Origin of the sequence: Achromobacter sp. UBA2119, from assembly GCF_002331005.1 — a bacterium.
In the GTDB taxonomy this organism is placed as follows: domain Bacteria; phylum Pseudomonadota; class Gammaproteobacteria; order Burkholderiales; family Burkholderiaceae_B; genus Achromobacter; species Achromobacter animicus.
Window position 1 is genome coordinate 483,640 of record NZ_DCYD01000015.1, and the last position, 25,281, is coordinate 508,920.

Below are 25,281 nucleotides of genomic sequence, written 5' to 3' on the forward strand. Positions count from 1 at the left end.
GTCGGCATGGCGGATCACGTTCACGGCGTTGCCCCGCCTTTTTCCGGCGCGCTGAAAATATTTTTGAAAATGCTGTCCGGTTTTGATTTCACGCGGGTCATGGTCTGTATAGGCACACGGATGCCGATACCTGTTGGATCCAAAGGACGACCATGGCTTACTACCCCGCCGGCCGCGCAAGCGGCTCCCGAGCAGCCCGAGGCGCGCAATGCCGGCTGACCCGTCTTACCGCTGCCGTGCATGCGGCGCTGGCCCTGACCGCTGCATCCGCCGCGATGCTGCCGGCCTCCGCCGCGCAGGCGCAAGGCGCCGCGGTGACGCAGGCCGGGGCGCGCGGCTACAGCATCCCGGCGGGATCGCTGGCGGACGCGCTGCCGCGTTTTGCGGACAGCGCCGGCGTGACGGTGCTGTTCGATGCGGCGCTGGTGGGCCGGCGCCGCACCGCCGGACTGCAGGGGGCGTACTCCGTGCATGAAGGGTTCGCGCGTCTTCTGGCGGGCAGCGGGCTGGGCGTGCAGGAACGCAGCGCGGGCGTCTTCGTGCTGCAGGCGTTGCCGCAGGGCAGCGTGACGCAGCTTGCGCCGGTGCAGATCGACGGCGAAGCGGCCGTCGTCACGCCGGCCTGGGAAACCAGCACCGATCGCCGCCGCCTGGACGATCTGCAGATCCGCAACTGGACCGACCTGAGCCGGCGCGCGGAACCGGGCGTGAATTTCAATCGCACGACCAACAGCATCAACATCCGGGGCCTGGACCAGGACCGTGTGCTGACGCGGGTGGACGGCATCCGCCTGCCGTGGCTGGACGACGGCGCGCGCGGCGTGAAGGGCGGCCTGGAAGCGGTGGACTTCAACAGCCTGTCGCGCCTGGACATTGTGCGCGGCGCGGACGCCACGGGCGGCGGCTCGGGCGCGATTTCGGGCATCGCCGACCTGCACACCCTGAATCCGGCGGATCTGCTGGGCGGCGGCAAGACCTTTGGCGCGCTGGCCAAGACCGATTACGACTCCGCCGACAACAGCTGGGGCGCCAACGCCGCGCTGGCGGGCCAGATCCACAGCAATACGTTCTGGCTGGTGCAGGCCGGCGTGCGCAACGGCCACGAACTGGACAACCGCGGCGACGCCGGCGGGTACGGCGCCAAGCGCAGCAAGCCCAGCCCCGAAGACTACGATCAGCGCAGCTTCCTCATGAAGCTGCAGCAGCGCGTGGACGGCGCGCATGTGTTCGGCCTGACGGGCGAATACTTCAAGCGCAATGCCGACATCGACAACAAGTGGGAGCAGGGCCCCGGCACCAGCTACCTCATCGGCGAAAACAGCACCCGCAAGGAAACCGAGCGCGAGCGCGTGTCGTTCGACTACACGTACACGGCGCCGGACTCGGGCAGCCTGGTCGACACCGCACACGCCGTTGTGTATTGGCAGCGCGTGCGACTGGACAATTCGCTGGACGGCATCCGGGGCGTCGATGCGCGCGCGTTCATCAGGCCGGGCGATCCGTTCCGCTACGGCTTTCCCAACGGTCCCTACGGCCGCAGCAATTCGATCCAGCAGACGCTCTTCGGCGCCAGCACGGAGTTCACCAAGCGCATCGCGGGCGCGTCGGTGTCCCAGCTGTGGTCGTTCGGCGGCGAGTGGTACGGCAACAAGACCGAGCAGAATTCCAGCGGCTACGACAACTGCCCGGTGATCCGACCCGGCACGCTCGCGCCGTTCGGCCCGCGCGCGTGCGACATGCTGCACACCAACCAGGCCGACGTGCCGCAGTCCAAGGGCAATCAGTGGGCGCTGTGGGTGCAGGACGAGTTCAGCTTTGCCGATGGCAAATACACGCTGGCGCCGGCCTTGCGCTACGACCACTACGAGCAACGGCCGCAGTCCACCGCCGGCTATGAAAGCAACCCCAACGCGGCCGCGCTGCCGCCCAGCAACAGCGGCAGCCGCTTCTCGCCCAAGCTGCTGGGCACGTGGCGGGCGGCCGAGCAGCTCAGCCTCTATGCGCAATACGCCTACGGCTTCAAGGCGCCCAGCGCCACGCAGCTCTACACCAACTACGGCGGCCCCGGCACCTATCTGCGCGTGGGCAACCCGTACCTGAAACCCGAAACCAGCAAGGGCTGGGAACTGGGCGCCAAGCTCGGTACCGACGACCTCGGCGGTGCGGTATCGTTCTTTGATAATCGTTATCAGAACTTTATCGATGGCGATGTGCCGCTGAATCCCAATTCGCCGCAGTGGCAGCTGGGTTGGGCGGGGCAGTATCCGCTGGGCGTGACGGGCAACGTCAACCGCGCCAAGGTCCGCATCTACGGCGCCGAGGCCAGCGCGCACTGGAAGTTTGCGCCGGGTTGGCGCACGTGGGGCTCGCTGGCTTGGGCGGTGGGCAAGGACGAGGGCACGGGGCAGTACCTGAACTCCGTCGCGCCGCTCAAGGCGATACTGGGCGTCGGGTATGGCCGCGACGTGTGGGGCGTGGACGCCATGCTCACCACGGCCATGCAGCGCAACAAGGTCGAGTATCCCGATGCGTCGCCCGACGCGCCCAATCCCGACTTCAAGGCGCCGGGCTATGGCGTGGTGGACCTGATGGGCTACTGGCGTCCGGCTGCGGTGAAGGGCTTGCAGGTGCAGGCGGGCGTGTTCAACCTGTTCGACAAGAAGTACTGGGAGGCCATCAACGTGCCGACCGCGGGCGCCACCGCGATCCCGCGTGCGGTGGATTGGTACACGGAACCGGGACGCAGCGTGCGCGTCTCACTGACATATCAATATTGAGTTCGGTCCGCCGCCCATTCGGCGCGACCGGACCGGCGGCGGTTTTCTGCAGTGTTTTTTTGCACCGGCCGGAGGGCCTACGATGACGAATAATGATTTCTCGACCCGCGCTGAAGAACTGCGTGCCCGCAATGAGGCGCTGGCGGCGTCGCAACCCGGGCTGCGCGCCCGCAATCTGGCCCAAGCGTTGGGCGTGTCCGAGGCCGAGTGGGTGGCCGCGGGCTGTGGCGGCGTGAAGGCGACGGCGCTGCGTGGCACGCCGCAAGAGATCTTCCACGAACTGGGCACGCTGGGCGAAGTGATGGCGCTGACGCGCAACGACTGGTGTGTGCACGAGCGCCATGGCGTGTATCAGGACATCCAGGCCGACGGTCCGGTAGGTCTGGTGCTGGGACCGGACATCGACCTGCGCGTGTTCTTCACCGCCTGGAAGTCGGCCTGGGCGGTCGAGCAGGATGGCCGCCAGAGTCTGCAGTTCTTCGACGGCGCGGGCGTTGCGGTGCACAAGGTCTACCGCACTGACGGCACGGACGCTGCCGCGTGGGATGCATTGGTTGCGCGCTTCGCGGGCGAGTCGCAATGGCCCGTGGCCCAAGCCTACGCGCCGTCCGCCGACGCCGAGCAGGTCGAGGACGCTTCCGCCTGGCGCGAAGCGTGGCTGGGCATGAAGGACACGCACGAGTTCTTCCCGCTGCTGCGCAAGTTCAAGGTGTCGCGCCTGGCGGCCCTGACGGCGGCCGGCGAAGACCTGGCGCAGCCGGTGCCTGCCGACGCCGTGGAGCGCATGCTGCAATCGGCGGCCGAAGCGGGCCTGCGCATCATGTGCTTCGTGGGCAACCGCGGCATGATCCAGATCCACTCCGGTCCGGTGCAGTCGCTGCGCCGCACCGGCCCGTGGTTCAACGTGCTGGATCCCAAGTTCAACCTGCACCTGGACACCACGGCCATCGCGTCGGCCTGGGTGGTCAACAAGCCGACGACCGACGGCTGGGTCACCTCGCTGGAGGTGTACGCCAGCACGGGCGACCTGATCGTGCAGTTCTTCGGTGAACGCAAACCCGGTCAGCGGGAAATCCCGCAATGGCGCGACCTGATGGTCAGCCTGTGCAGCGCGCCGCTGGCCGCTTGAGCGCATAAGGAAACGAGAGCGATGAAGAAATGGTTGGCAGTGGCGGCCTGGTTGTTGGCGGCAGGCGCGCAGGCGGCGCCGCCCGAACGGGTGGTGACCTTGGGCGGCACCGTGACCGAGATCGTGTATCAGCTCGGGCAGGGCGGCAAGCTGGTGGGAGACGATCTCTCCAGCCTGTACCCGGAGGCCGCGACCAAGCTGCCGCGCGTCGGCTATTACCGTGCGGTGCCGGTGGAAGGCGTGCTGGCGCTCAAGCCGGATCTGGTGCTGGCGTCCGAGCAGGCCGGTCCGCCGGACGCGCTCAAGCGGCTGGGCGACGTCGGCGTGCGCATCGTCACCGTGCCGGACGCCCCGTCGGTGGATTCGCTGAAAGCGCGCATCCGCAACATCGCCGAGGCGCTGGACGTGGCCCCGGCGGGTGAAGCGCTGGTGACCGAGATCACTCGCGACCTGAAGGCGGTCGAGGCGATTCCGGGCACTGGCGCGCGCGCCATCCTGGTGATGAACCGCACCGGCACGCTGCAAGGCGCGGGCGGCGGCACGGCGGCCAACGAAGTCATGACGATGGCGGGGTTGGCCAATGTGCTCAAGGACCAGCAGAGCTACAAGCCGCTCTCGGCCGAAGCGGTCAGCGCGCTGGCGCCCGACGTCATCGTGGTGACGCGCACTTCGCTCGAAGCTTCCGGCGGCGTGGACAAGCTGCTGGCGCTGCCGGGCCTGGCTTCCACGCCCGCCGCCGCGCACAAGCGCGTCATCGTCATGGACGACCTGCTCCTCTTGGGCATGGGCCCGCGCCTGCCGTTGGCGCTGACCGAACTCAAGCGGGAGGCGGCCGGTGTCATGGGGCGCTAGCGCAAAGCGCGTCTCCGCGCCGCTGGCGCTGGCAGTGCTGGGCGCCGTGCTGGCGCTGGTGGCGCTGGCCGCCAGCAGCAGCGGCGCGGTCCAGATTCCGTTGCGCGACATGCCCACGCTGCTGTTTGGCGACCCCGCGCCGGGCGATGCGCTGTGGCGCAACGTCCTGATCGACATCCGGCTGCCCCGGGTGTTGTTTGCGATGGTGGCGGGCGCCGCGCTGGCCATATCCGGTGCGGCGATGCAGGCGCTGTTTCGCAATCCGTTGGCCGAGCCCGGCCTTATCGGCATTTCGGCGGGCGGCTCGCTGGGCGCGGTGGCCGCCATCGTGCTGACCTCGGGCGGCTTCTGGGTGCTGGCGCCGGCCGCGTTCGCCGGCAGCCTGCTTGCCACCTTCTGCGCATACGCGCTGGGCCGGCGCGTGCCCGGCATGGCGGGGCTGCTGCTCGCGGGCATCGCCATCAACGCGGTGGCGGGCGCCATGATCGGCCTGTTCACATTCGTGGCCAATGACGCGCAGTTGCGCGACCTCACGTTCTGGACCATGGGCAGCCTGGCCGGCGCCAAGTGGACGTTGCTGGCGTTCCTGGGCCCGTGGGTGCTGCTGATGTCCTGGTGGCTGATGCGCCAGTGGCGCGTCATGAATGCCCTGCTGTTGGGCGAGCGCGAAGCGCAGCACCTGGGTTACGCGCTCAAGCGCGTGCGCGCGCAGCTGGTGCTGGCGTGCGCGCTGATCGTTGGGCCGCTGGTTGCCGCGACGGGCGGTATCGGCTTTGTCGGCCTGGTGGTGCCGCATCTGGTGCGCATGACGCTGGGCGCGAATCACCGCTGGCTGCTGCCGGCCTGCGTGCTGGGCGGGGCGCTGGCGCTGACGCTGGCCGACTGGCTGTCGCGTGTCGCCGTCGTGCCGGCCGAGCTGCCAATCGGGCTGGTGACCAGTCTGGTGGGCGGACCCTTTTTCTTGTGGCTGCTGGCGCGCGGCCGGAGGCACGGTTGATGCTTGCAGCCGACGATCTCGTATTGACGCGGGGCGGCAACCGCATTCTGGACAAGGTGTCGTTGGCGGTGCGGCCCGGCGAAGTGGTCGGCCTTTTGGGCGCGAACGGCGCGGGCAAGTCGACGCTGCTGGGCGCGATGTCCGCCGAATTGGCGCCGGAAGCCGGCTCGGTCCGCCTGGGCGATGCCGACGTGCAGCAATTGGCGCATCGCCAACAGGCCCGCCTGCGTGCCGTGCTGCCGCAAAAGCCCGGGTTGAGCTTCGACCTGGACGTGCGTGACGTGGTGGCAATGGGGGCGTACCCGTTTCCCGAACTGTCGCCCGCGCAGGTGGACACGCTGGTGGATCAGGCGCTGGGCTGGGCCGACGTGTCGCATCTGAATGCGCGCCGCTATCCCGAGCTGTCCGGGGGCGAGCAGCAGCGCGTGCAATTTGCGCGCGTGCTGGTGCAGTGCAAGGCGGCCCGGGCGCAGGGTGAGCCGCGCTATCTGCTGCTGGACGAACCCACCGCCAGTCTGGACCCCAAGCACCAGGGCGGCCTCTTGCGCGTCGCGGCGGGCCTTGCCCATGACGGCGATACCGGCGTACTGGTGATCCTGCACGACATGAACCTGGCGGCGCGCTGGTGCGACCGCTTGCTCCTGCTGTGCGGCGGCCGGGCCATCGCGTCGGGCACGCCGGCCGAGGTGCTGACGCCGAAGAACCTGTTCCTGGCCTACGGTATCGACGCCCATGTCATGCCGCATCCCTTGCAGCCCGAGCGCCTGCTGGTGGTCACGACATGACGGCGTGACGCCGGACGCGGGGCCGGTAAAATGGCGGGCATTGCACTTTCCCGCCAATTTTCACAGGACCCCGTGTCATGCCTACTTTTGACGTCGTCTCCGAAGTCGACAAACACGAACTGACCAACGCCGTCGACCAAGCCAACCGCGAACTGTCCACGCGCTTCGACTTCAAGGGCACCGAAGCCAAGTTCGAACTCGAGGGCTATGTCGTGACCCAGGTCGCTTCCAGCGCGTTCCAGCTCAAGCAGATGCTGGACATCCTGCGCGGCCGCCTGTCTGCCCGCGGCATCGACGTGCGCTGCCTGGACGTGGCCGACCCGCTCGAAAACCTGGGCGGCGCCCGCCAGAAGGTCACCATCAAGCAGGGCATCGAACAGCCCGTTGCCAAGAAGCTCATCGCCGCCATCAAGAACGCCAAGCTCAAGGTCGAATCGCAGATCAACGGCGACAAGCTGCGCATCTCGGGCAAGAAGCGCGACGACCTGCAGACCGCCATTGCATTGCTGAAAAAGACCGACGTCGAGCTGCCGCTGCAGTTCGAAAACTTCCGCGACTAAGCCGCGCGGGCCGCACCGATGGGGCATTCCAGCGAACTGCTCCTTGTCGTTGAGCTTGCGCGCGCGGGCGGCATGTCGGCCGCGGCGCGCGAGCTTGATGTCACCCCTGCCGCAGTCAGCAAGCGGCTGGCGCAGATCGAGGCGCGGCTGGGCGTGCGGCTCTTCAACCGCAGCACGCGGCGCCTCAGTCTTACCGCCGAGGGCGAGGTGTATCTGGAAAACGCCCGCCGCATCCTGGGCGAGATCGACGACCTGGACGCGATCATCGCCAGCCGTCAGGCCGCCCCGCGCGGCCTGCTCAAGGTCAATGCGCCGCTGGGTTTCGGGCGCAGCTATATCGCGCCGGCCATCGCGGAATTCGCGCAGCAGTATCCCGAAGTCTCGCTGCAACTGCAGCTGACCGACCGGCCGGCCGACTTCGTGCGCGAGGCCTTTGACGTTGCGGTGCGCTTTGGCGATCTACCCGACACGAGTCTCATCGCGCGCAAGATCGCGCCCAACCGGCGCCTCGTGTGCGCGTCGCCCGGTTACCTGAAAAAGCACGGCACGCCGGCCACGCCGCATGATCTGGCGCGGCACCAGTGCATCGTGCTGCGCCAGAACGACGCTGCCTACGGGCTGTGGCGTTTCACGAAAGGCCGGCGCAGCGAAACCGTGAAGGTGCGCGGCAATCTCAGCAGCAACGATGGCGAGGTCACCCTGACCTGGGGCCTGGCCGGCCTGGGCATCCTGCAACGCGCGGAATGGGACCTGGCGCGCTACCTGCGCAGCGGCCGGCTGGTCCAGGTGCTAGAGGACTATGCGCTGCCGCAGGCGGATATCTACGCCGTTTTCCCGGAAAGGCACCACCTGTCCGCCAAGGTGCGGGTGTTTGTGGATTTTCTGGTGGCGTATTTCGGCGAAGGGTCGGAGGGGCGGTGGTGAAGCGCTGTTCCTTTGTGCGAGATCCCGTTGCGCGTGATTCCTTCAACCTCGATCACGCTGTCCACAGGTGCTGCGCCGCGTAGGCGCGCCACGGCCGCCAGGCCTCGGACCGCGCCAACAGTTGCGCGGGTGTGTAGGCCCGCGATTCCAGCTTTTCCAGCGCGCGTATCAGGCCGATATCCGCATGCGGAAACGCATCCGGCTCACGCAGTTGCCGCAGCGCGATGTATTGCGCCGTCCATTCCCCCACGCCGCGTATCGTGCGCAACCGCCGCACGGCGTCTTCCAGGTCGACGGCGGCGTCAAAAAGATGCGGGTCCGCGACCGCTGCCGCGGCCACCGCGGACAGCGTCGCCGCCCGGCTGCGCGGCATGCCCAGCGAGGCCAGTTCGGCGGCGGCCACCACGTCCGGCTCGGGAAACACGTGCGTCAGCGCACCGTCCGGCTGCGCTAGCGGCTTGCCATGCGCCGCCACCAGCTTGCCCGCCAGCCGGATGGCGGCGGCCACCGTGATCTGTTGTCCCAGCACTGCGCGCATGGCCAGTTCAAAGCCGTCCCACGCGCCCGGCACGCGCAGCCCCGGCCGCGCCTGCATCAGCGCCGTCATGACCGGATCGGCGGCAAACTGCGCAGCGATTGCCGCCGGGTCGCTGGCCAGGTCGAACACGCGGCGCAGGCGCGCGATGATGGCCGGCAGCGACGGCAGATGAGGAAAGCGCACCGCCACCTGCAGCGCATCGCCCGCGCCCGGCCGCACCATGACCGTGCCTTGCGCACCATCCAGGCTGACGGTGCGCGCATAGGTGTCGCCGGTCACGGACTCGACGCCGGGAATGGCGCGCAGCCGCAGGAACGCCAGCATGGCGTCCCAGTCGTAGGGCGGACGGTAGCGCAGCAGCAGCTTGATTTCCCCATTTTGGCCCGCCGGGACCTCCGGCTTGCCTGAACGCCGCAGTTCGCCGGGCGCCCGGCCGAACAGGTCGAGGAACACCTCGTTGAAACGGCGGATGCTGCCGAATCCCGACGCGAAGGCGATCTCGGCCATGGGCAACTGCGTTTCATGAATGAGCTGCTTGGCCAGCAGCACGCGGCGCGTCTGCGCGAATGCGACGGGCGAGGCGCCCAGGTGCTGGCGGAACTGGCGCCGCAGCTGCCGCTCGCCCACGCCCAGGCGCTGCGCCAGCGCATCGACGCCGGCCTCGTCCAGCGCGCCCAGTTCGATGCGCTGCAATGCGCGCGCCACGGTGGGCGGCAACTCGTGGCCGGGGCCGACTTCGGGCGCCGTTTCCGGGCGGCAGCGCAGGCAAGGGTGGAAGCCGGCTTCCTGCGCGGCCGCGGCCGTCGTAAAGAACGTGACGTTTTTCGACAGGGGCGTGCGCGCCGGACAGACCGGGCGGCAATAGATGCGCGTGGTCTTGACGGCCGTGAAGAAGCGGCCGTCGTAGCGGGCGTCGCGCACCTGGATGGCGCTGTAGCAGGCATCGTGGTTCAGGTTCATGAAGCGATGCTAACGCCGCCGGGCGGGCAAGATCTAGCGGATTTCGGACAGGGTTGTGAATGTCACACTGCTGTCCGAAAACCGCCAGCGCCCGGTCGGGCGGCGAGTCTATATTGGCGGCTTGCACACCTATCCGGAGCGACATCATGCCGGTACACACCTTTTTGCTGGAACGGGTTCCCACCCCCATTGGCCGGATGCTCGTGCTGACCGATGCCCAAGCCCACCTGCGCGCCGTGGACTGGGAAGACTACGAATCCCGCATGCACCTGCTGTTGCAGCGCCAGTACGGCCGGGGCGCGGTGCAACTGCAGGACGCCGCGCAGCCTTCGCAGGCAAGCCGCGCGCTGCAAGCGTATTTCGATGGCGACGTGAACGCCATTTCGGATCTTCCGGTCGCCTTCGGCGGCACGCGCTTCCAGCAGCAGGTCTGGCACGCGCTGCGCGGCATCGAAGGCGGCAGCACCATCAGCTACGGCACGCTGGCGACGCGAATCGCCCGTCCCACGGCCGTGCGCGCGGTCGGGCTGGCCAACGGCGCCAATCCCGTGGGCATCGTCATTCCTTGCCATCGCGTGATCGGCGCCAACGCCACGCTGACGGGCTACGGCGGCGGCCTGCACCGCAAGCGCTGGCTGCTGGCGCACGAGGCCGCCTGGCGTAGCGCGCAGCCGTCGTCGCTGTCGTCGTCGACTGGTTCCGCACTTTTAACTTCAAGTTGAAAATGTTGTGAATTTCGGCGCGTCCACCACGCGCCGCGCTCGGTACAGTGCCAGCAGACTCATCCGCACGGAGCGCTGGCACCATGAAGACCTATCGCATTGCAACCATCCCCGGCGACGGCATCGGCAAGGAAGTGATTCCCGCCGGCCAGCGCGTCATGCAGGAACTCGCGGCCCAGGGCGGTCTGCGGTTCGAATTTGAAGACTTCGACTGGGGCGGCGACTACTACCGCAAGCACGGCGTCATGATGCCCGCCGACGGCCTGGATGCGCTGCGCGACAAGGACGCGATCCTGTTCGGCTCGGCCGGCGATCCCGACATCGCCGACCACATCACCTTGTGGGGCCTGCGCCTGAAGATCTGCCAGGGCTTCGACCAATATGCCAACGTACGCCCGACGCGCATCCTGCCGGGCATCGACGCCCCGCTCAAGCGCTGCACGCCCGAACAGCTGAACTGGGTGATCGTGCGCGAGAACTCCGAAGGCGAGTACTCCGGCGTTGGCGGCCGCGTGCATCAAGGGCATCCCATCGAAGCCGCGACCGACGTGTCGATCATGACGCGCGCCGGCGTCGAGCGCATCCTGCGCTTCGCGTTCAAGCTGGCGCAGTCGCGGCCGCGCAAACTGCTGACCGTTGTCACCAAGTCCAACGCCCAGCGCCACGCCATGGTGATGTGGGACGAGATCGCCGTGCAGGTCAGCCGCGAATTTCCCGACGTGACCTGGGACAAGGAACTGGTCGACGCCGCCACCGCCCGCATGGTCAACCGGCCCGCGACCCTGGACACCATCGTCGCCACCAACCTGCACGCCGACATCCTGAGCGACCTGGCGGCCGCCCTGGCCGGCAGCCTGGGCATCGCGCCCACCGGCAACATCGACCCCGAACGCCGCTACCCGTCCATGTTCGAACCCATCCACGGCTCGGCCTTCGACATCATGGGCAAGGGACTCGCCAATCCGGTCGGGACGTTCTGGTCGGTGGTCATGCTGCTGGAACACCTGGGCGAGACAGATGCGGCGGCGCGGCTGATGCAGGCCATTGAAAGCGTCACGGCCGATCCCGCACTGCACACGGGCGATCTGGGCGGACGGGCGACGACCGAGCAGGTGACCAAGGCGGTCTGCGCAAAGCTGGCGGAATCGGCGCAAGCCAAGGCGGCGTAGACAGCTTCCGGATGTAGGACGGATTCCGGTGTCAGACACCCTCGTTGATGTAGGACGGATTCCGGTGTCAGACACCCCCCTTTGATGTAGGACTGTTTCCGGTGTCAGACACCCCCCTTTGATGTAGGACCGTTTCCGGTGTCAGACACCTGAATCTGTCTTACGGCTTCAGGACATCCGGTCAGGTAGAGGACATCAGATCCGACCCCTGCGCCCGGCAACACAACAACAAGCGAAGTTCATTCGTAGACAGGAGACAAATCATGCATAAGAAAGCGATGACCGCGCGCGCCCTGGCGTTCGCCTGCCTGATCGGCGTTGCATTCGCGGGCGGCGCGCAGGCGCAGTCCTACCCGGCGCGTCCCGTGAGCCTGATCGTGCCGTTCCCGGCGGGCGGCACGACGGACGTGCTGGCGCGCGCGTTGGGGCAGGAGCTGGCCAAGAGCCTCGGCCAGCCGGTGGTGGTGGAGAACAAGCCGGGCGCGGGTTCGACGCTGGGCGCGGACTATGTCGCCAAGGCGGCGCCGGACGGCTACACGTTGCTGATGGGCGCGGTGCATCACACCATCGCCACCAGCGTCTACAAAAGCCTGCATTACGACTTCCAGAAGGACTTCGCGCCGGTCACCACGGTGGCGCTGGTGCCCAACGTGCTGGTCGTCAATCCGAAGCTGCAGGCCAAGGACGTGGCGTCGCTGTTGAAACAGGCGCAGGCGTCGCCCGGCAAGCTGACCTACGGTTCCAACGGCATGGGCACGGGCCAGCATCTGATCGGCGCACAGTTCGAGCGCGCGGGCCATGTGCAGTTGCTGCATGTGCCGTACAAGGGCAGCGGTCCGCTGACGACAGATCTGCTGGGCGGTCAGATCGACATGTCGTTCGACACGATCACGCCGGTGCTGGCGCACATCCAGAGCGGCAAGCTGCGTGCGCTGGCCGTCACCACCAACCAGCGCTCCGCGGCGCTGCCGGATGTGCCAACGATGGAGGAGGCCGGCCTGAAGCCCTTCAACATGGGCACGTGGTTCGGCGTGCTGGCGCCGGCCGCCGCGCCCAAGGAGGTGGTGGACCGGCTGAATGCCGAAATGGTGAAGATCATCCGATCACCCGATTTCACGCGCCGCATGGCGGAAATCGGCGCGGTGCCGATCGGCGACACGCCCGCGGAGATGAAGGCGCGCATCGGCGCTGATACCGCGAATTACGCGAGGCTGGTCACGGAAGCGAAGGTCGCGGTGAATTGAGGCGGGACGGCCGCAAGGGCGCAGCCTTTGCGGCTGCGCTTGCGCCTGCCTTCAGGCCGGCGTTCACCACCGCTTTCACGGCTGCGTTCAACGCCCCGCCTTCACGCCCGCCATCATCGCCCGGCCTTCACGCGCGAATCCATCCCCGCGCAATCGGCAGGGCCAGCACCTTGCGATACAGCCCCTGCGCCGCCGCTGTCACTGGTGCGCCCGCACGTCGCCACACGGGGATCGTGACCGCCGCAGCCAAGGGCGCCAGCACCAGTCCGCCGGCGATATCCAGCGGGAAATGCACGCCCAGGTACACGCGCGACGTCCCCACGAGCAAGGCGCCCGCCAACGTCAGCCATCCCCCTCCCGCCCAGCGCCGGTCCAGGATCAGCGCGAAGGCGAAGGTCGCAATGATGATCGTGTGATTGCTGGGAAACGACGACGTTGCCTTGTGCGTGAAGAAGGCATGCCCCAAGCCGACAACGAATGGCCGCGGCTGCGGCCACAGCAAGCCGCAAAAATAGCTGGCGGCCAGCGCCACGGCGATGCTGGCCAACGCCTTGAGCATCAAGCCGCGGTGGGCTTCCTTGCCCCACAGCCACACGGCGGCCATGACGCCCGGCACCAGCAGCAAGATGAGCTTGTTCGCCACCAGCATGGCGGCGTGGATCCGCCACGCGGGCGTGGCGGGGTCGGCGTTGATCAGGAGAAATAAGGACTGGTTGAGGCTTTCCAGGAAATCCATGACGCGTCATCGCTGTGTAATAACTTGCTTGTCGCGATCGTAGTCGTGTTTGCCTTCAGTTTCCTTGCAAAGGCCTCCCCTTCAGGAAGACGAAGCCTGTTGTTTCCAGGCTGGCGATCTGCGTTCTGACGGCTCGGCGGCAATGCGTGGCATCGGCAGCGCAGGCATGCTCAAAATACTCATCTGGCTTTTATTTGAAAAGCTGGTCTAAATACGTCGATCGAGAAAATGACTTCGCCGCAACACAGCGATTGATTGTTGTCTCGAAAGTCTGGGATCCGGTCTCTAAAAAATGCTTCCAAGTTGCAGTCGGCATCGCGAAGACGTATCCAGGAATTTTGAGCTTGCATAACGTCGATTCTTCGAGTTTTCTCCAAGTCATTGTGCGATTTATATTGCGTGTTGATTCTATCGCCAAGGCGTCTGTAGGCTTCGTTAAGCAGCGTATCCGCTTCGGCTCGTTCGGTTTTTGCGCATTCGTTTTGCAGGGATGTTTCGCGCGTCACGGCGATCGTCCAATCGCTACCCATGGTGACCGCCACAGGAGCGCTGTCGTTGGGTTCACCCCTGATCTGATCGTCCTGACGCAACCGCAGCAGCGTCCAGTGCCTTTCCGGCAATTTGTCTGCGTGTTTCCGGCAGTCACGCAGAAACCGCGGAACGTCTTCGCCGCTGAATACTTCCAGATGCAGGGTCGGGCGCGAGGTGGGCTGTCCGGCGATCAGCGCTTCGCCGCTTGAGACTTGCTCACCCATATGCCCGATCAGGTCTCCCAGGTTGAGAGGAATGGGCGGCGAGGGCGTTTCGATTCTGTCGAACGACGCGGGCGCTCGGAGTGCGTCCGGTTCCCTCAGGAAGACGAAGCCCGTTGTGTCCCGGTTGTCGATTTGCGTGCCGGCCGGCTTGGTGGCGATGCCACCTTTAAAGATCCGTTTGACGGTGACCCACTTGTCGTTGCCGGCAATAGCCTCGACTTCCAGTACAGAGCCGTAAACCAGAATGCGAAGTTCATTCTCGGGTTTGCTGGCAGGCGCGGCCTCGTCGGAACTCAGCATCCATGGCACCGGTGTGGCATCAGTTTTCGATTTTTTAGTTCGTCGATCCGAGACGCCAATTAACGCGATTCCGGTCGTGTGTGGCGCCGTGTTAGCATTCTCCGCCAATTACTTGTCGGCAGTCTTTCTCAGGAAGCTGGGAACGGCGCTATCATTTTTTTTTATTATCCGATATGGGGTCTCTGCAGAAATTCCCCAAAAAAACCTGGATTCGGGTTCCGTTTCCGATTTTAGAGGCGAAAACTCCAGGCCTTCTGATTTTTCAATGATTTCGAATTTTTCATTTAAGAAAAATATGGTGATGTCGTCTGTGACCTCGTCATTCGCGCTTTCGGAGCAGCGGACGACGTACAACCCAAAATATTGGAGACCGCGCCGGTCTCGGCAATTGCCGATTTTGTAAGTTTTAGCCAGCCAACTTGCATCCTTCGAATAGGCAAGCATGTGTTTATCGTTAATTGAATCTTCTATGTTGTCTGCCGTCGCCTCTGTTTCGTTCCTGCAATAAGTGCCTACCGAGAGTTCGTCGCCGTTATTGGACCTAACGAAGCTACAGTCTATAGTTAACGAATGTCCATCGAAGTTAACCGCGGGAGTGAGTGAAAGATATTTTGTCATGGAGCTTGTTGTCTCCTGAATGATAATCGGCGCCCCGTCCTCCGACAGTTCAATAAAAACACCATTCGTCCGACCATCCATCACGATCTGGCGCTGTTCAGCGAGATTATGGGCATGCTTAAGAATGCCGGGCGGCTGCGAGTGTGCTCGGATAGCACCGAGGTAAGACGGGATACCGTGAACGACCATCGGCGCCTGGATCATGAGGATAGCCACTAATGAGCAGATAAGAAGTTTCATCGAGAGGCTTCCAGAATTTCTTCAAATAGGGAGGCGTAGCTGGCGATCAGTTCGGCTTTGTCGGTGCCGTTAATCACCATTCTTGCATTGATGTAGTCTTTTTTTGCATCGTTGATATATGTCTCGAGCTTCCTTCCAGTGAATATTCCAGAATACATTCCGTAAACCATGCAGCCAGAAGCAACTGAGACGGTTGACGCCCTATCGGGTGAGTTGATCAAGTCCAAACCGAGGTGCTCCCCACATCTCCTGTAGTTTTTCTTCCATGTCAATTGGACATACCCGCGACCGCGGTACTTAAATCCATCTCCTTCATTGGTGTTTTCCATATCTAGCGCTCTTCTTCTATGACGCTCCAACGTCGCAAGAACCGGATCGTACTTGTTGAAGTAAGCGGCGGAACCTCCCTCACTTCGCGGTTGAAAATAAACGTCGTTCCAGAGCGTCTCGTGTCTGGCGGTTGCCAGCATATATGCAATATGTGGAATTTGGCACGGCTTAGTCTCCGCTTCATGGTAGGCCAGAATTCCGGATATCAGTAACCGCAGGTTTTGCGTCGAGTGTGAGTCGAGTTTCTTACCGCGAGAGTTTGAAAAGTCCCCGTGGCGTTTGTGATACTCGATCATGAATGCGTCAATGTTGATGCAAGACTTCTTTGCCAAGTTCGCGGCAACACCTGCAGGATGAAAGTGATAAACCTTCGCTTTGTCCGGCAAACCCACATCTGCAGCCACATCACTCCACCACCGCAGCCGCATTACGCAATTCTTCTCCGCTTTCAAGTTCTCCATCGCCCGCTTTCCCAACCCCATCGCGACGTCAGATATCACGCCGTACTTACTGGCCCATGAAGGCACAAACCATTCGCTGGTGTGATAAGCGATCAATCCGCCAAGTCGTCGGGAGGCAATCCTGTCTCTCAAGGCCGCGTCCAGTGCCTCTTCACCCCATTCCCTGTCCTCATCCATCCCGGCCAGCCGGCGAACCTGTTTAAAGAACGGACTTTCCGCCAGTCGTGCACCGCCACGCAAAAAGTCGATAAACGCCTCAGCCGTTCCCTCCCACCACGTACCCGCGTCATTGCTGGCTGCATCCACCACTTCAAAGTCCGGCCAATGCCAAGGCGTGCACCGACGATCTTTGTCTTTGGCCCAGCCAACGACGGGTGAGCCATCTGCGGCGTGAACCTTTACGTTTACCCAGCGTTGTCCCTTGTCGTCGTTTTGCAGGGATGTTTCGCGCGTCACGGCGATCGTCCAATCGCTACTCATGGTGACGGCCACAGGGGCGCTGTCGTTGGGTTCACCCCTGATCTGATCGTCCTTACGCAACCGCAGCAGCGTCCAGTGCCTTTCCGGCAATTTGTCCGCGTGTTTCCGGCAGTCACGCAGAAACCGCGGAACGTCTTCGCCGCTGAATACTTCCAGATGCAGGGTGGGGCGCGAGGTGGGCTGTCCGGCGATCAGCGCTTCGCCGCTTGAGACTTGCTCACCCATATGCCCGATCAGGTCTCCCCTGTTGACAGGAATGGGCGGCGAGGGCGTTTCAATTCTGTCGAACGACGCAGGCGTGCGGAGTTCGTCCAGTTCCTTCAGGAAGACGAAGCCCGTTGTGTCCAGGCTGGTGATTTGCGTGCCGGCCGGCTTCGTGGCGATGCCGCCCTTAATGATGCGCTTGACGGTGACCCACTTGTCGTTGCCGGCAACGGCCTCGACTTCCAGTACAGAGCCGTGAACCAGTATGCCAAGTTCATTGTCGGGTTTGCTGGCAGGCGCGGACCTCACCATGAGGCCGCCGATCCGCTTGCCTTGCAACGTCCATTTGTTGGGTGTCTGACGGACTTGGTATTGCTTTTTTGGCCACCACGTCGGTTTGGGGCGGTTGGGCGTTGCGGCATAGCTGGCGCCGTCGGCCACGTGCATGTAGAGGCTATACAGGATCAGGGAGGGCGCGGCGGGCTGCGGGTTATGCGTTGCGGAGGCGTCGGGTGGCGCTGGCGGCTTGGGTTGGCCGCGCTGCAGGACCGTGGCAGTCAGCGGCCCTTCGCTGAACCACCGAATGGGCAGACTGACCGGCACGGTATCCAGGCTGAGGATGGGTAGCCAGGGAGTGTCCACGGGCTCATGAGTCCACGTGGCAGTTGAGGGCGGCAAAATGCGCACCTTGACCCAGCCGTCCCGCATATCCAGCAGCGCCACGCGCGCGTGTGCTGGTATCCAGCCAACGGTGGACCCATTGGCGCGGGCCGCCAGCCGGGTTCCGTAGTCCTGTTCGCTAATGACCCGCGCGGCTTCATCCTTGCTTGCTGGTGGTGGCAGTGCGGGCGCTTGGAGGCGGTGCCGTACCAGCACGAAGCCCGTGGAGTAGGGGCGTCGGGCCGCCTTGTCTGTTGAGGACTCGTCCGCGCCGATGTCGACGGTGGGCGTGGCGTCAGGGTATCTGCTGTCCAGCCGGTAGGCGACGATTTCTCCGTCCGCCAGGCACTGCACACCGTCATCGATGGAAAAGACGTTGCCGGTCGTGCGGTCGAAGTGGATCCCGCCGTGGAAGTGGCCGTTGCTGCCCAGGGGGAAGTGGCCGCCCTGTGCGAGCGCCAACCCTTCGTACACCGGCTGGGCGTCCGCAAACGGCTTGCCGTCCTTCGCTTTGAACGGATAACCCATTCGAGAGGTGGGTTTAGGCGTGTCCGACATCTTTGTCGTGCTCCTGCAAAATCAACGCGTGAACTGCCACAGCCAGTTTTCTTCGGCGGCTGTTGCTTCATCAGGTGCGCCGGTGATCGAGAGCGAGTTGCCTTTGCCGCCGCCTTGCTGCGAAATGGAACTTTTCAGGACCACGGCGACGCCATCGAGCGTGATGCCGCCGTCCTGCAAGGTGATGGTTCCGCCCGGGCCGCGCAGTCGGAAGACCTCACCTGCCTGCAACTGGACGACGCGGGAGCGCTGGCGAATCGCCTGGCCCGTCTGTAACTCGGCATGCCCTTCGACCGTCTGTTCCTGGTGGCCGCCGATGGTCATCCAATGATTCGCCGCAGTTTTGTCGCGGCGGTTGCCGCCGGCCTGTTCAGTGCGGTCCTTGGCGGTGTGGATAACCTGATTGCGGCCCACGGTCAGATAGTCATCACGCCCGTTGTCAAGGCGCCGGTCCTGGCCGATATTCACCTGTTCGTCGTTGCCAACAGTTTCCTTGCGGTCGTGGCCGATGGTGATGGTCTCGTCGTTCTCGACTTGTTCGCTGCGGTCGTGACCCACAAAGGTGGTCTCGTCGTGATTGACGTGGATGTTCTGGTCCTTCTGCGCGTGAACGTAGATTTCTTCCTGGTCCTTCTCGTCCTCGAAGCGCAGTTCGTTGAAGCCCTCGCCCTTGTGCGTCTTGCTCTTGATCGTCATCCGCGTCTTGTGGCGCGGCAGTTCGTAGGGCGGCAATTGCAGGCGGTTGTAGACGCGGCCGGTGATGACGGGTTGGTCAGGATCCCCATCGAAGTAAGAGACGATGACCTCCTGACCGATGCGCGGAATGGCCGTGTGGCCCCAGGTGGCGCCGGCGATGTTCTGCGAGACGCGGATCCAGCAGGAGCTGTGTTCGTCCTCCTTGCCGAGACGGTCCCATGGGAGTTGGACTTTCACACGTCCATATTCATCGGTGTAGATCTCTTCGTTGGGCGGGCCAACCACGACGGCGTTCTGCGGCCCGTCGATGTGTGGCCTGGGCAGCGGCGCGGCGCGCCATTCGACGTCGTCCGGCACGAGTTCGGCCCCGTAGTGGTAATGCGTGCCCAACGAGGCGTCAGCGCTTTCCTCGGCCTGACTGGTATGTTGCGTGCCGCGGTGAACGATGCGAACTGGGCGCCAGCCGCGGTTCATGTCCTCGCGCGGATGACCGGCCAACGTGAAGGAAATGCCTGGTTGCAGCCGCGGGTCATCGCCTTCCACAAATGCGACGCGCGAGTCGCGGCGGAGCCCGCGCAGGCGGTTCTCGGCGAAGGGCTTGCCGGCCTCATCGAACTTGGCGCGGGCGGGATAGTCATAGCGCTCGTAGCGGCGTCCCTGATGATCCAGGTCGCGTCCGTCGCGGGAATGTTGATGGGTATAGCGGGGATGATGGAAGGTGTAGTCGCGTTGCGTCTGGCGCGCGGTGCGCACGTTTTCGCGGTAGACGAAGCGGCGCAGCGCGGGTTGCGGTTGGTCGCCACCGGGCGTGGGGTTGTATTGCACCGGCTCGTCGCCCACGCGGCCGTGGATGAACAGGCGATCGCTGTGGACCAGCTGATGGCCCTGCGCGCTATGGCGGAAGGAATAGAAGAAGCCTTCCTCACGCATGATGCGCTCGATGAAGTGGTAGTCGGTGTCGCCGGCTTGCACGCAATATTCGCGGGACCGGTGCTCGGTGGTGCTGCGCAGCTCGTAGTCCTGGGTCAGTCCATGTGCCTTGAGCACGGCCTCGGCGATCTGCGGAACGGTGCGGCCCTGGAAAATGCGCCAATCAGAACTGAGATGCAAGCGCGCCAGACGCGGCTCGACGACGGCGGAATAGCGCGTCCGGCGAAAGCCGGTTTCGTGCTGGACGAAAGCTGACACAGCGCCGTGCACGTAGCGCACAGGGATTTCGCCATGCCAGATCGTGAGTAGCGAGGCACGGTCGAGCACGCTGCCGAAATCGATGGCGGCATTGGTGCTGGCTAGATCCACTTCTAGTTTGAAGGGCTCGGACAGCCCTTCTGTTAGCGAGAACTTGACGACTTCGAAAAGCTTGTCGCCGACAGCAAACGTAAAGCGCAGATGGGATTGGGTTGGCATGGCAGACTCCAGAGCATCATGGGTCTGTTGCAATCTCCGTGCCAGCTTGGTCGCAGGCGGCAACTTGCGCTTTCTTATCAACCGCTTAGATATGCCTCGACGGGAAATTTGCCGTTCTCGAAATCCTCGAAACGGCGAAAAGTGTTTTTTTCAATGACTTTTCGGGCCAAGTGTTACCCGCCGTTTTATAAGCGTTTGAAAAAAAACAATAAAAGGCCGGGCCAGCTTTGGCTTGGGCAGGCCAAATCTGGCCCGATCGTTGAGGCTTGAATCACAGCATCCAGGCCAGGATGCTGTAGTGATGCGAGCACGCCCGTGTCTACTTCTGGATGCGATTGCCCTGCGCATCGACAACCGGCTCGCCGCTTTCCTTCGAGAAAGCGCCCTTCTGCGGCGACGGAAGAATGTCCAGCACCAGCTCGCACGGCCGGCACAGCTTCGCGCCCAGCGGCGTCGACACAAAGGGACGGTTCAGCAGGATCGGGTGCTGCTCGATCGCGTCCAGCAACGCGTCATCCGACAGCGACGTGTCGTCCAGACCCAGTTCCGCGTAGGGCGTGCCCTTTTCGCGCAGGGCATCACGCACGCTGACGCCGGCCTTCTTGAACAGCGCTTTCAGCGTGTCGCGCGAGGGCGGCGTTTCCAGGTACAGGACGACCTGCGGCTCGATGCCGGCGTTGCGGATCAGGCCCAGCGTGTTGCGCGAGGTGCCGCACTTGGGGTTGTGATAGATGATGACGTCGGACATGAGGGCTCCTCTTTCGGGTGATGCGCGATGAATCTGCACAATGCAACTGCGCCATGCCATTGAGCAAGGCAAGACCCGGAGCATAGTCCATCCACCGCGCCGCAGTCCGGCGCCGCGCCGCCGTCACACCGACAGATGCCGCCGCACGTCCTCGCCGTCGATGGCATCGCGCCCGCCGCTTGCCACCACCTCGCCGCGCGACAGCACGACAAACTGGTCCGCCAGCTCGCGCGCAAAATCAAAATACTGTTCGCACAGCAGGATCGCGATGTCGCCGCGCTGGCGCAGCATGTGGATCACCCGCGCGATGTCCTTGATGATGGACGGCTGGATGCCTTCGGTGGGCTCGTCCAGGATGATGAGCTTGGGCTCGGCCACCAGCGCCCGCGCGATGGCCAACTGCTGCTGTTGCCCGCCAGACAGATCGCCGCCGCGCCGCGCCAGCATGCTTTTCAGCACCGGGAACAGTTCAAAGACTTCCTCCTTGATGCGGCGGGCGCGGGCCGCGGGTTTGGTCGCCATGCCCATCAGGATGTTTTCTTCGACCGTCAGCCGCGCGAAGATGTCGCGGCCCTGTGGCACATAAGCCATGCCGCGCGCGGCGCGCTGGTGCGGCGCCAGGCGCGTGATGTCGGCCCCGTCGAAGGCGATGCCGCCGCGCGCCACGGGCAGCACGCCCATGACGCACTTGAGCAGCGTCGTCTTGCCCACGCCATTGCGGCCCAGGAGCGCCAGGCATTCCCCTTGCCGCACCGACAGCGACACGCCGCGCAGGGTATGGCTGCCGCCGTAGTATTGGTCGATCGTGCTTACGTCCAGCATGTTCAGCGCCCCAAGTAGACTTCGATCACGCGCGGGTCGGCCTGCACACGGCTCATCGGGCCTTCGGCCAGCACCGAGCCTTCGTGCAGCACCGTCACCTTGCCATCGCCCGCGATCTGGTTCACGAAGTCCATGTCGTGTTCCACCACCATCAGGGAATGCCGGCCGCGCAGTTCGTTCAAGAGTTCGCCGGTGCGTTCGGTCTCGGCGTCGGTCATGCCGGCCACGGGTTCGTCCAGCAGCAGCAACTGCGGCTCCTGCATCAGCAGCATGCCGATCTCCAGCCACTGCTTCTGGCCGTGCGACAAGAGGCCCGCGGGCCGCCATACCTCGGGCCGCAGCCGGATCAGGTCCAGCGTTTCGCCGATCCGGTCGGCCTGTTCGCTGGACAGCCGCGAGAACAGGGTGGGGCGCACGCGCTTGTCCGTCTTCATCGCCAATTCCAGGTTCTCGAACACGGTGTGCTGTTCGAACACCGTGGGGCGCTGGAACTTGCGGCCGATGCCCGCGTGCGCGATCTGCGCCTCGCTCAGCGTCGTCAGGTCGATGCTCTGGCCGAAGTAGGCCGTGCCAGCAGTGGGCCGCGTCTTGCCGGTGATGACGTCCATCATGGTGGTCTTGCCGGCGCCGTTGGGGCCGATGATGCAGCGCAGTTCGCCCACGCCGATATCCAGCGTCAGATCATTCAACGCCTTGAAGCCGTCGAAGCTGACCGTGATGGCTTCCAGGTACAGGATGGCGCCGTGGCTGGTGTCCAGGCCCTTGGGGCTGACGCGGCCATAGCCGGCGTCGCCGCTCGGGCCGCCGTCCAGCGTGGCCGATTCGATGTGCGTGGTGGTCATGCCTTTTTCTCCTGGACGCGGGCCGCGATGCGGCGGGCAAGACCGACGATGCCGGTGGGCAGGAACAGGGTCACCAGTACGAAGATGAGGCCCAGCGCGTACAGCCAGTATTCCGGCAGCACGCTGGTGAACCAGGTCTTCAGGCCGTTGACGGCGCCCGCGCCGATGATGGGGCCGATCAGCGTGCCGCGCCCGCCCGTCGCCACCCAGATGACCATCTCGATGGAGTTCTCGGTGGACATTTCACCGGGATTGATGATGCCGACCTGCGGCACGTACAGCGCCCCGGCGATGCCGCACAGCACGGCCGACAGCGTCCACACGAACAGCTTGAAGCCCAGCGGGTCGTAGCCGATGAAGCGCACGCGGCTTTCGGCATCGCGCACGGCGGTCAGCACGCGTCCCAGCTTGCTTTGCGTGACCATGCGCGCAAGAATCAGCGCGCCGGCCAGCGCCGCCAGCGTCACCCAGTACAACGTGGCGCGCGTGCCCGGCGCGGTGATGTCAAAGCCCAGAATGCGCTTGAAGTCGGTAAAACCGTTGTTGCCGCCAAACCCCGTGTCATTGCGAAAGAACAGGAGCATCGCGGCAAAGGTCAGCGCCTGCGTGATGATCGAGAAGTACACGCCCTTGATGCGCGAGCGGAAGGCAAAGTAGCCGAAGACGAAGGCCAGCACGCCGGGCACCAGCACCACCAGCAGCATCGCGTACCAGAAGTGTTCCGTGAACGACCAGTACCAGGGGTAGGTCTTCCAGTCCAGGAACACCATGAAGTCGGGCAGGTCGCTCTGGTAGACGCCGTCGCGGCCGATGGCGCGCATCAGGTACATGCCGTGCGCGTAGCCGCCCAGCGCAAAGAACAGGCCATGGCCCAGCGACAGGATGCCCGCATAGCCCCACACCAGGTCCAGCGCCAGCGCCGCCATGGCGTAGCACATGAACTTGCCCATCAAGGCCACGGCGTAGGCCGACACATGCAGTGCATGGCCGGGCGGAAACACCAGATTCATCAGCGGCAACAGCGCCAGCAGGACGACGCCCGCGGCCAGCGCCGCCCACACGCGGCCCGAGAAGATCGGGCGGCGCGCCAGCAGGTTCAGGTCGGTCAGCGCGGTCTGTTTCATTCGACGCTCCGGCCCTTGGGGGCGAACAGGCCTTGTGGCCGCTTTTGGACGAACAGCACGATGAGCACCAGGATGGTGATCTTGGCCATGACAGCTCCCGCGTAAGGCTCCAGGAATTTATTCACGCCGCCCAGACCGAGCGCGGCGATGACGGTGCCGGCAAGCTGGCCCACGCCGCCCAGCACCACGACCATGAACGAGTCGACGATGTAGCCGCGGCCCAGGTCCGGCCCCACGTTGCCCAGCTGGGACAGCGCCACGCCCGCAAGCCCCGCGATGCCCGAGCCCAGGCCGAAGGCCAGCATGTCAACGCGGCCGGTGGGCACGCCCACGCAGTCGGCCATGCGCCGGTTCTGCGTGATGGCGCGCACGAAGAGGCCAAGCCGCGTGTGGTTCAGCAACGCCCACACCAGGAAGACGACAAAGAAGGCAAAGCCGATGATGACGAGCCGGTTGTAGGTGAGCACCAGCCCGCCCAGCACGGTCACGCCGCCCGACATCCAGCTGGGGTTGCCGACCTCCACGTTCTGCGCGCCGAAGAGCGACCGCACGCCCTGCATCAGCATCAGGCTGATGCCCCAGGTGGCCAGCAGCGTTTCAAGCGGACGACCATACAGCCAGCGGATCACGGTGCGTTCCAGCGCCATGCCCACCAGCGCCGTCACCACGAAGGCAAGCGGCAACGCGGCCACGACATACCAGTCCAGCCAGCCCGGCAGCCAGGCGCGAAACACCGTCTGCACCACGTACGTCACATACGCGCCGATCATCAGCAGTTCGCCGTGCGCCATGTTGATGACGCCCATCAGGCCGAAGGTGATGGCCAGGCCCAGCGCGGCCAGCAGCAGCACGCTGCCCAGGCTCACGCCGTAAAAGAGATTGCCGGCCCATTCGATCGTGGCCAGGTGCCGATCGATCTGCTTGAGCGCATTGGCCGCCGCCTCGCGGACGCCGGCGTCGGGTTCGGTGTACGTCCCGTCGCGCTCTTGCGTCAGGGCCGCCAGCGTGGGCCGGAAGGCCGCATTCTTCGTGTCGCCCAACACCTGCACCGCGTGGCGGCGCTTGGCGGGGTCTTCGCTTTTCAGTTCCAGATTGGCCTGCGCGATCAGCAGTGCGCCGCGCACGGCCTCGTTCTTCTCCGCTGCCAGCGCCTTTTCCAGCATCGGCAGGCGCGCCGGGTCGCCGGTCTGCTGCAGCCGCCGGGCCGCGTCAAGACGCTCGTTGGCGTTGTCGGAGAACAGGCGCGATCCCGCCAGCGCGGCCTCGATGGCGCGGCGCAGGCGGTTGTTGATGGAAATCGTGCCCGCGTCCGCGGGCAGGTCCACGGCAGCGCCCGTGGAGGGGTCAGTGGCGCGCGACCCGCCGGCGCCGATCAGCACGCGGCCGTCGGCAGTGGCGTAGAGCTGATCGCTGCCCAGCGCCTGCAGCACCGCGGCCGCAGCGGGATCGGGCAGTTGGCCCAGCGCGGCAATCGCCTGCAGCCTGGCGTCGGTGTCGTCGCCGGCCAGCGGCGCAAGCAGGGCCTGGTCCACGCCGGCGGCGGCCGCGGGCGCGGCCAGCGCCGGCACGGCGATCAGCCATGCCAGGAGGAAACGACGCAAGAAGTGTGCGATTGCCGCGATGCGCATGGCTGCCTTTTCCTT

Annotated in this window: 21 protein-coding genes; 10 read left to right on the forward strand and 11 right to left on the reverse strand. The window is 64.8% G+C overall.

Annotated features, from left to right (window positions below; translation table 11 throughout):
• Nucleotides 1–152 precede the first annotated feature (152 nt).
• From B3098_RS16680 to B3098_RS16710, 7 genes are all read left to right on the forward strand, one after another.
• Nucleotides 153–2,777 carry a TonB-dependent receptor gene (locus B3098_RS16680; RefSeq protein WP_414631288.1) on the forward strand — a complete coding sequence of 875 codons (2,625 nt, stop codon included), beginning with the start codon at nt 153–155 and terminating at the stop codon, nt 2,775–2,777.
• Nucleotides 2,778–2,859: 82 nt separating this feature from the next.
• Entirely contained in the window at nt 2,860–3,906 is a 1,047-nt protein-coding gene (locus B3098_RS16685; protein WP_286897853.1) for a hemin-degrading factor, read from the forward strand.
• Between the two features lie 21 nt (nt 3,907–3,927).
• The gene (locus tag B3098_RS16690; RefSeq protein ID WP_286897855.1) at nt 3,928–4,758 is read left to right on the forward strand and encodes a heme/hemin ABC transporter substrate-binding protein; all 831 of its coding nucleotides are present in this window, start codon (nt 3,928–3,930) and stop codon (nt 4,756–4,758) included.
• Between the two features lie 34 nt (nt 4,759–4,792).
• A complete protein-coding gene (locus B3098_RS16695) occupies nt 4,793–5,755 on the forward strand; it encodes a FecCD family ABC transporter permease (protein ID WP_414631294.1) in 963 nt (320 codons plus the stop codon).
• On the forward strand, nt 5,755–6,540 hold the full coding sequence (locus B3098_RS16700; protein WP_414631289.1) for a heme ABC transporter ATP-binding protein: 786 nt from the start codon (nt 5,755–5,757) through the stop codon (nt 6,538–6,540). Before B3098_RS16695 ends, B3098_RS16700 begins: the two co-directional genes overlap by 1 nt.
• A gap of 77 nt (nt 6,541–6,617) precedes the next feature.
• Entirely contained in the window at nt 6,618–7,100 is a 483-nt protein-coding gene (locus tag B3098_RS16705; protein WP_056571865.1) for a YajQ family cyclic di-GMP-binding protein, read from the forward strand.
• 18 nt (nt 7,101–7,118) lie between these two features.
• Nucleotides 7,119–8,024, forward strand: coding sequence for a LysR family transcriptional regulator (locus tag B3098_RS16710; RefSeq protein ID WP_286897860.1), 906 nt, complete (start codon nt 7,119–7,121; stop codon nt 8,022–8,024).
• Nucleotides 8,025–8,076: 52 nt separating this feature from the next.
• On the opposite strand, the gene B3098_RS16715 is transcribed toward B3098_RS16710, so the two are convergent.
• Complete coding sequence (locus tag B3098_RS16715; protein WP_286897862.1) at nt 8,077–9,522, reverse strand: AlkA N-terminal domain-containing protein; 1,446 nt, start codon at nt 9,520–9,522, stop codon at nt 8,077–8,079.
• A 146-nt stretch (nt 9,523–9,668) separates the two neighbouring features.
• On the opposite strand from B3098_RS16715, the gene B3098_RS16720 reads away from it, so the two are divergent.
• From B3098_RS16720 to B3098_RS16730, 3 genes are all read left to right on the forward strand, one after another.
• Nucleotides 9,669–10,244 (forward strand): methylated-DNA--[protein]-cysteine S-methyltransferase, encoded by a 576-nt coding sequence (locus B3098_RS16720; RefSeq protein WP_286897864.1) that lies wholly within the window; start codon nt 9,669–9,671, stop codon nt 10,242–10,244.
• An 83-nt stretch (nt 10,245–10,327) separates the two neighbouring features.
• Nucleotides 10,328–11,413, forward strand: coding sequence for a tartrate dehydrogenase (locus B3098_RS16725; protein WP_175137718.1), 1,086 nt, complete (start codon nt 10,328–10,330; stop codon nt 11,411–11,413).
• Between the two features lie 263 nt (nt 11,414–11,676).
• Nucleotides 11,677–12,657: a Bug family tripartite tricarboxylate transporter substrate binding protein gene (locus B3098_RS16730; RefSeq protein ID WP_286897865.1), complete on the forward strand. Its 981-nt coding sequence runs from the start codon at nt 11,677–11,679 to the stop codon at nt 12,655–12,657.
• A gap of 127 nt (nt 12,658–12,784) precedes the next feature.
• On the opposite strand, the gene B3098_RS16735 is transcribed toward B3098_RS16730, so the two are convergent.
• From B3098_RS16735 to urtB, 10 genes are all read right to left on the reverse strand, one after another.
• Nucleotides 12,785–13,393, reverse strand: coding sequence for a phosphatase PAP2 family protein (locus tag B3098_RS16735; RefSeq protein WP_286897866.1), 609 nt, complete (start codon nt 13,391–13,393; stop codon nt 12,785–12,787).
• A 179-nt stretch (nt 13,394–13,572) separates the two neighbouring features.
• Nucleotides 13,573–14,448 (reverse strand): lysozyme inhibitor LprI family protein, encoded by an 876-nt coding sequence (locus B3098_RS16740; RefSeq protein ID WP_286897868.1) that lies wholly within the window; start codon nt 14,446–14,448, stop codon nt 13,573–13,575.
• A 108-nt stretch (nt 14,449–14,556) separates the two neighbouring features.
• The gene (locus B3098_RS16745; protein ID WP_286897869.1) at nt 14,557–15,306 is read right to left on the reverse strand and encodes a hypothetical protein; all 750 of its coding nucleotides are present in this window, start codon (nt 15,304–15,306) and stop codon (nt 14,557–14,559) included.
• Nucleotides 15,303–17,999 carry a glycoside hydrolase family 19 protein gene (locus B3098_RS16750; protein ID WP_286897870.1) on the reverse strand — a complete coding sequence of 899 codons (2,697 nt, stop codon included), beginning with the start codon at nt 17,997–17,999 and terminating at the stop codon, nt 15,303–15,305. Before B3098_RS16750 ends, B3098_RS16745 begins: the two co-directional genes overlap by 4 nt.
• Before the next feature lie 21 nt (nt 18,000–18,020).
• Nucleotides 18,021–20,102 (reverse strand): type VI secretion system Vgr family protein, encoded by a 2,082-nt coding sequence (locus tag B3098_RS16755; protein WP_286897872.1) that lies wholly within the window; start codon nt 20,100–20,102, stop codon nt 18,021–18,023.
• Nucleotides 20,103–20,421: 319 nt separating this feature from the next.
• A complete protein-coding gene (gene arsC / locus B3098_RS16760) occupies nt 20,422–20,850 on the reverse strand; it encodes an arsenate reductase (glutaredoxin) (protein ID WP_175124473.1) in 429 nt (142 codons plus the stop codon).
• 123 nt (nt 20,851–20,973) lie between these two features.
• A complete protein-coding gene (urtE, locus tag B3098_RS16765; RefSeq protein ID WP_175137720.1) occupies nt 20,974–21,672 on the reverse strand; it encodes an urea ABC transporter ATP-binding subunit UrtE in 699 nt (232 codons plus the stop codon).
• A 2-nt stretch (nt 21,673–21,674) separates the two neighbouring features.
• The gene (gene urtD, locus B3098_RS16770) at nt 21,675–22,514 is read right to left on the reverse strand and encodes an urea ABC transporter ATP-binding protein UrtD (RefSeq protein ID WP_286897875.1); all 840 of its coding nucleotides are present in this window, start codon (nt 22,512–22,514) and stop codon (nt 21,675–21,677) included.
• Nucleotides 22,511–23,638 (reverse strand): urea ABC transporter permease subunit UrtC, encoded by a 1,128-nt coding sequence (urtC, locus tag B3098_RS16775; protein WP_175137722.1) that lies wholly within the window; start codon nt 23,636–23,638, stop codon nt 22,511–22,513. The genes urtD and urtC overlap by 4 nt, the downstream gene beginning before the upstream one ends.
• Entirely contained in the window at nt 23,635–25,266 is a 1,632-nt protein-coding gene (gene urtB, locus B3098_RS16780) for an urea ABC transporter permease subunit UrtB (protein ID WP_175137723.1), read from the reverse strand. Before urtB ends, urtC begins: the two co-directional genes overlap by 4 nt.
• Nucleotides 25,267–25,281 lie beyond the last annotated feature (15 nt).

Excerpts from the sequence above, each read along its gene's own strand:
- urtE (WP_175137720.1), bottom strand. The coding sequence starts at position 21,672 with ATGCTGGACGTAAGCACGATCGACCAATACTACGGCGGCAGCCATACC.
- B3098_RS16710 (WP_286897860.1), top strand. The coding sequence starts at position 7,119 with ATGGGGCATTCCAGCGAACTGCTCCTTGTCGTTGAGCTTGCGCGCGCG.
- B3098_RS16685 (WP_286897853.1), top strand. The coding sequence starts at position 2,860 with ATGACGAATAATGATTTCTCGACCCGCGCTGAAGAACTGCGTGCCCGC.
- B3098_RS16745 (WP_286897869.1), bottom strand. The coding sequence starts at position 15,306 with ATGAAACTTCTTATCTGCTCATTAGTGGCTATCCTCATGATCCAGGCG.
- B3098_RS16735 (WP_286897866.1), bottom strand. The coding sequence starts at position 13,393 with ATGGATTTCCTGGAAAGCCTCAACCAGTCCTTATTTCTCCTGATCAAC.
- urtD (WP_286897875.1), bottom strand. The coding sequence starts at position 22,514 with ATGACCACCACGCACATCGAATCGGCCACGCTGGACGGCGGCCCGAGC.
- B3098_RS16705 (WP_056571865.1), top strand. The coding sequence starts at position 6,618 with ATGCCTACTTTTGACGTCGTCTCCGAAGTCGACAAACACGAACTGACC.
- urtB (WP_175137723.1), bottom strand. The coding sequence starts at position 25,266 with ATGCGCATCGCGGCAATCGCACACTTCTTGCGTCGTTTCCTCCTGGCA.
- B3098_RS16680 (WP_414631288.1), top strand. The coding sequence starts at position 153 with ATGGCTTACTACCCCGCCGGCCGCGCAAGCGGCTCCCGAGCAGCCCGA.
- B3098_RS16715 (WP_286897862.1), bottom strand. The coding sequence starts at position 9,522 with ATGAACCTGAACCACGATGCCTGCTACAGCGCCATCCAGGTGCGCGAC.
- B3098_RS16730 (WP_286897865.1), top strand. The coding sequence starts at position 11,677 with ATGCATAAGAAAGCGATGACCGCGCGCGCCCTGGCGTTCGCCTGCCTG.
- arsC (WP_175124473.1), bottom strand. The coding sequence starts at position 20,850 with ATGTCCGACGTCATCATCTATCACAACCCCAAGTGCGGCACCTCGCGC.
- B3098_RS16755 (WP_286897872.1), bottom strand. The coding sequence starts at position 20,102 with ATGCCAACCCAATCCCATCTGCGCTTTACGTTTGCTGTCGGCGACAAG.
- B3098_RS16750 (WP_286897870.1), bottom strand. The coding sequence starts at position 17,999 with ATGTCGGACACGCCTAAACCCACCTCTCGAATGGGTTATCCGTTCAAA.
- B3098_RS16725 (WP_175137718.1), top strand. The coding sequence starts at position 10,328 with ATGAAGACCTATCGCATTGCAACCATCCCCGGCGACGGCATCGGCAAG.
- urtC (WP_175137722.1), bottom strand. The coding sequence starts at position 23,638 with ATGAAACAGACCGCGCTGACCGACCTGAACCTGCTGGCGCGCCGCCCG.
- B3098_RS16720 (WP_286897864.1), top strand. The coding sequence starts at position 9,669 with ATGCCGGTACACACCTTTTTGCTGGAACGGGTTCCCACCCCCATTGGC.
- B3098_RS16700 (WP_414631289.1), top strand. The coding sequence starts at position 5,755 with ATGCTTGCAGCCGACGATCTCGTATTGACGCGGGGCGGCAACCGCATT.
- B3098_RS16740 (WP_286897868.1), bottom strand. The coding sequence starts at position 14,448 with ATGCTGAGTTCCGACGAGGCCGCGCCTGCCAGCAAACCCGAGAATGAA.
- B3098_RS16690 (WP_286897855.1), top strand. The coding sequence starts at position 3,928 with ATGAAGAAATGGTTGGCAGTGGCGGCCTGGTTGTTGGCGGCAGGCGCG.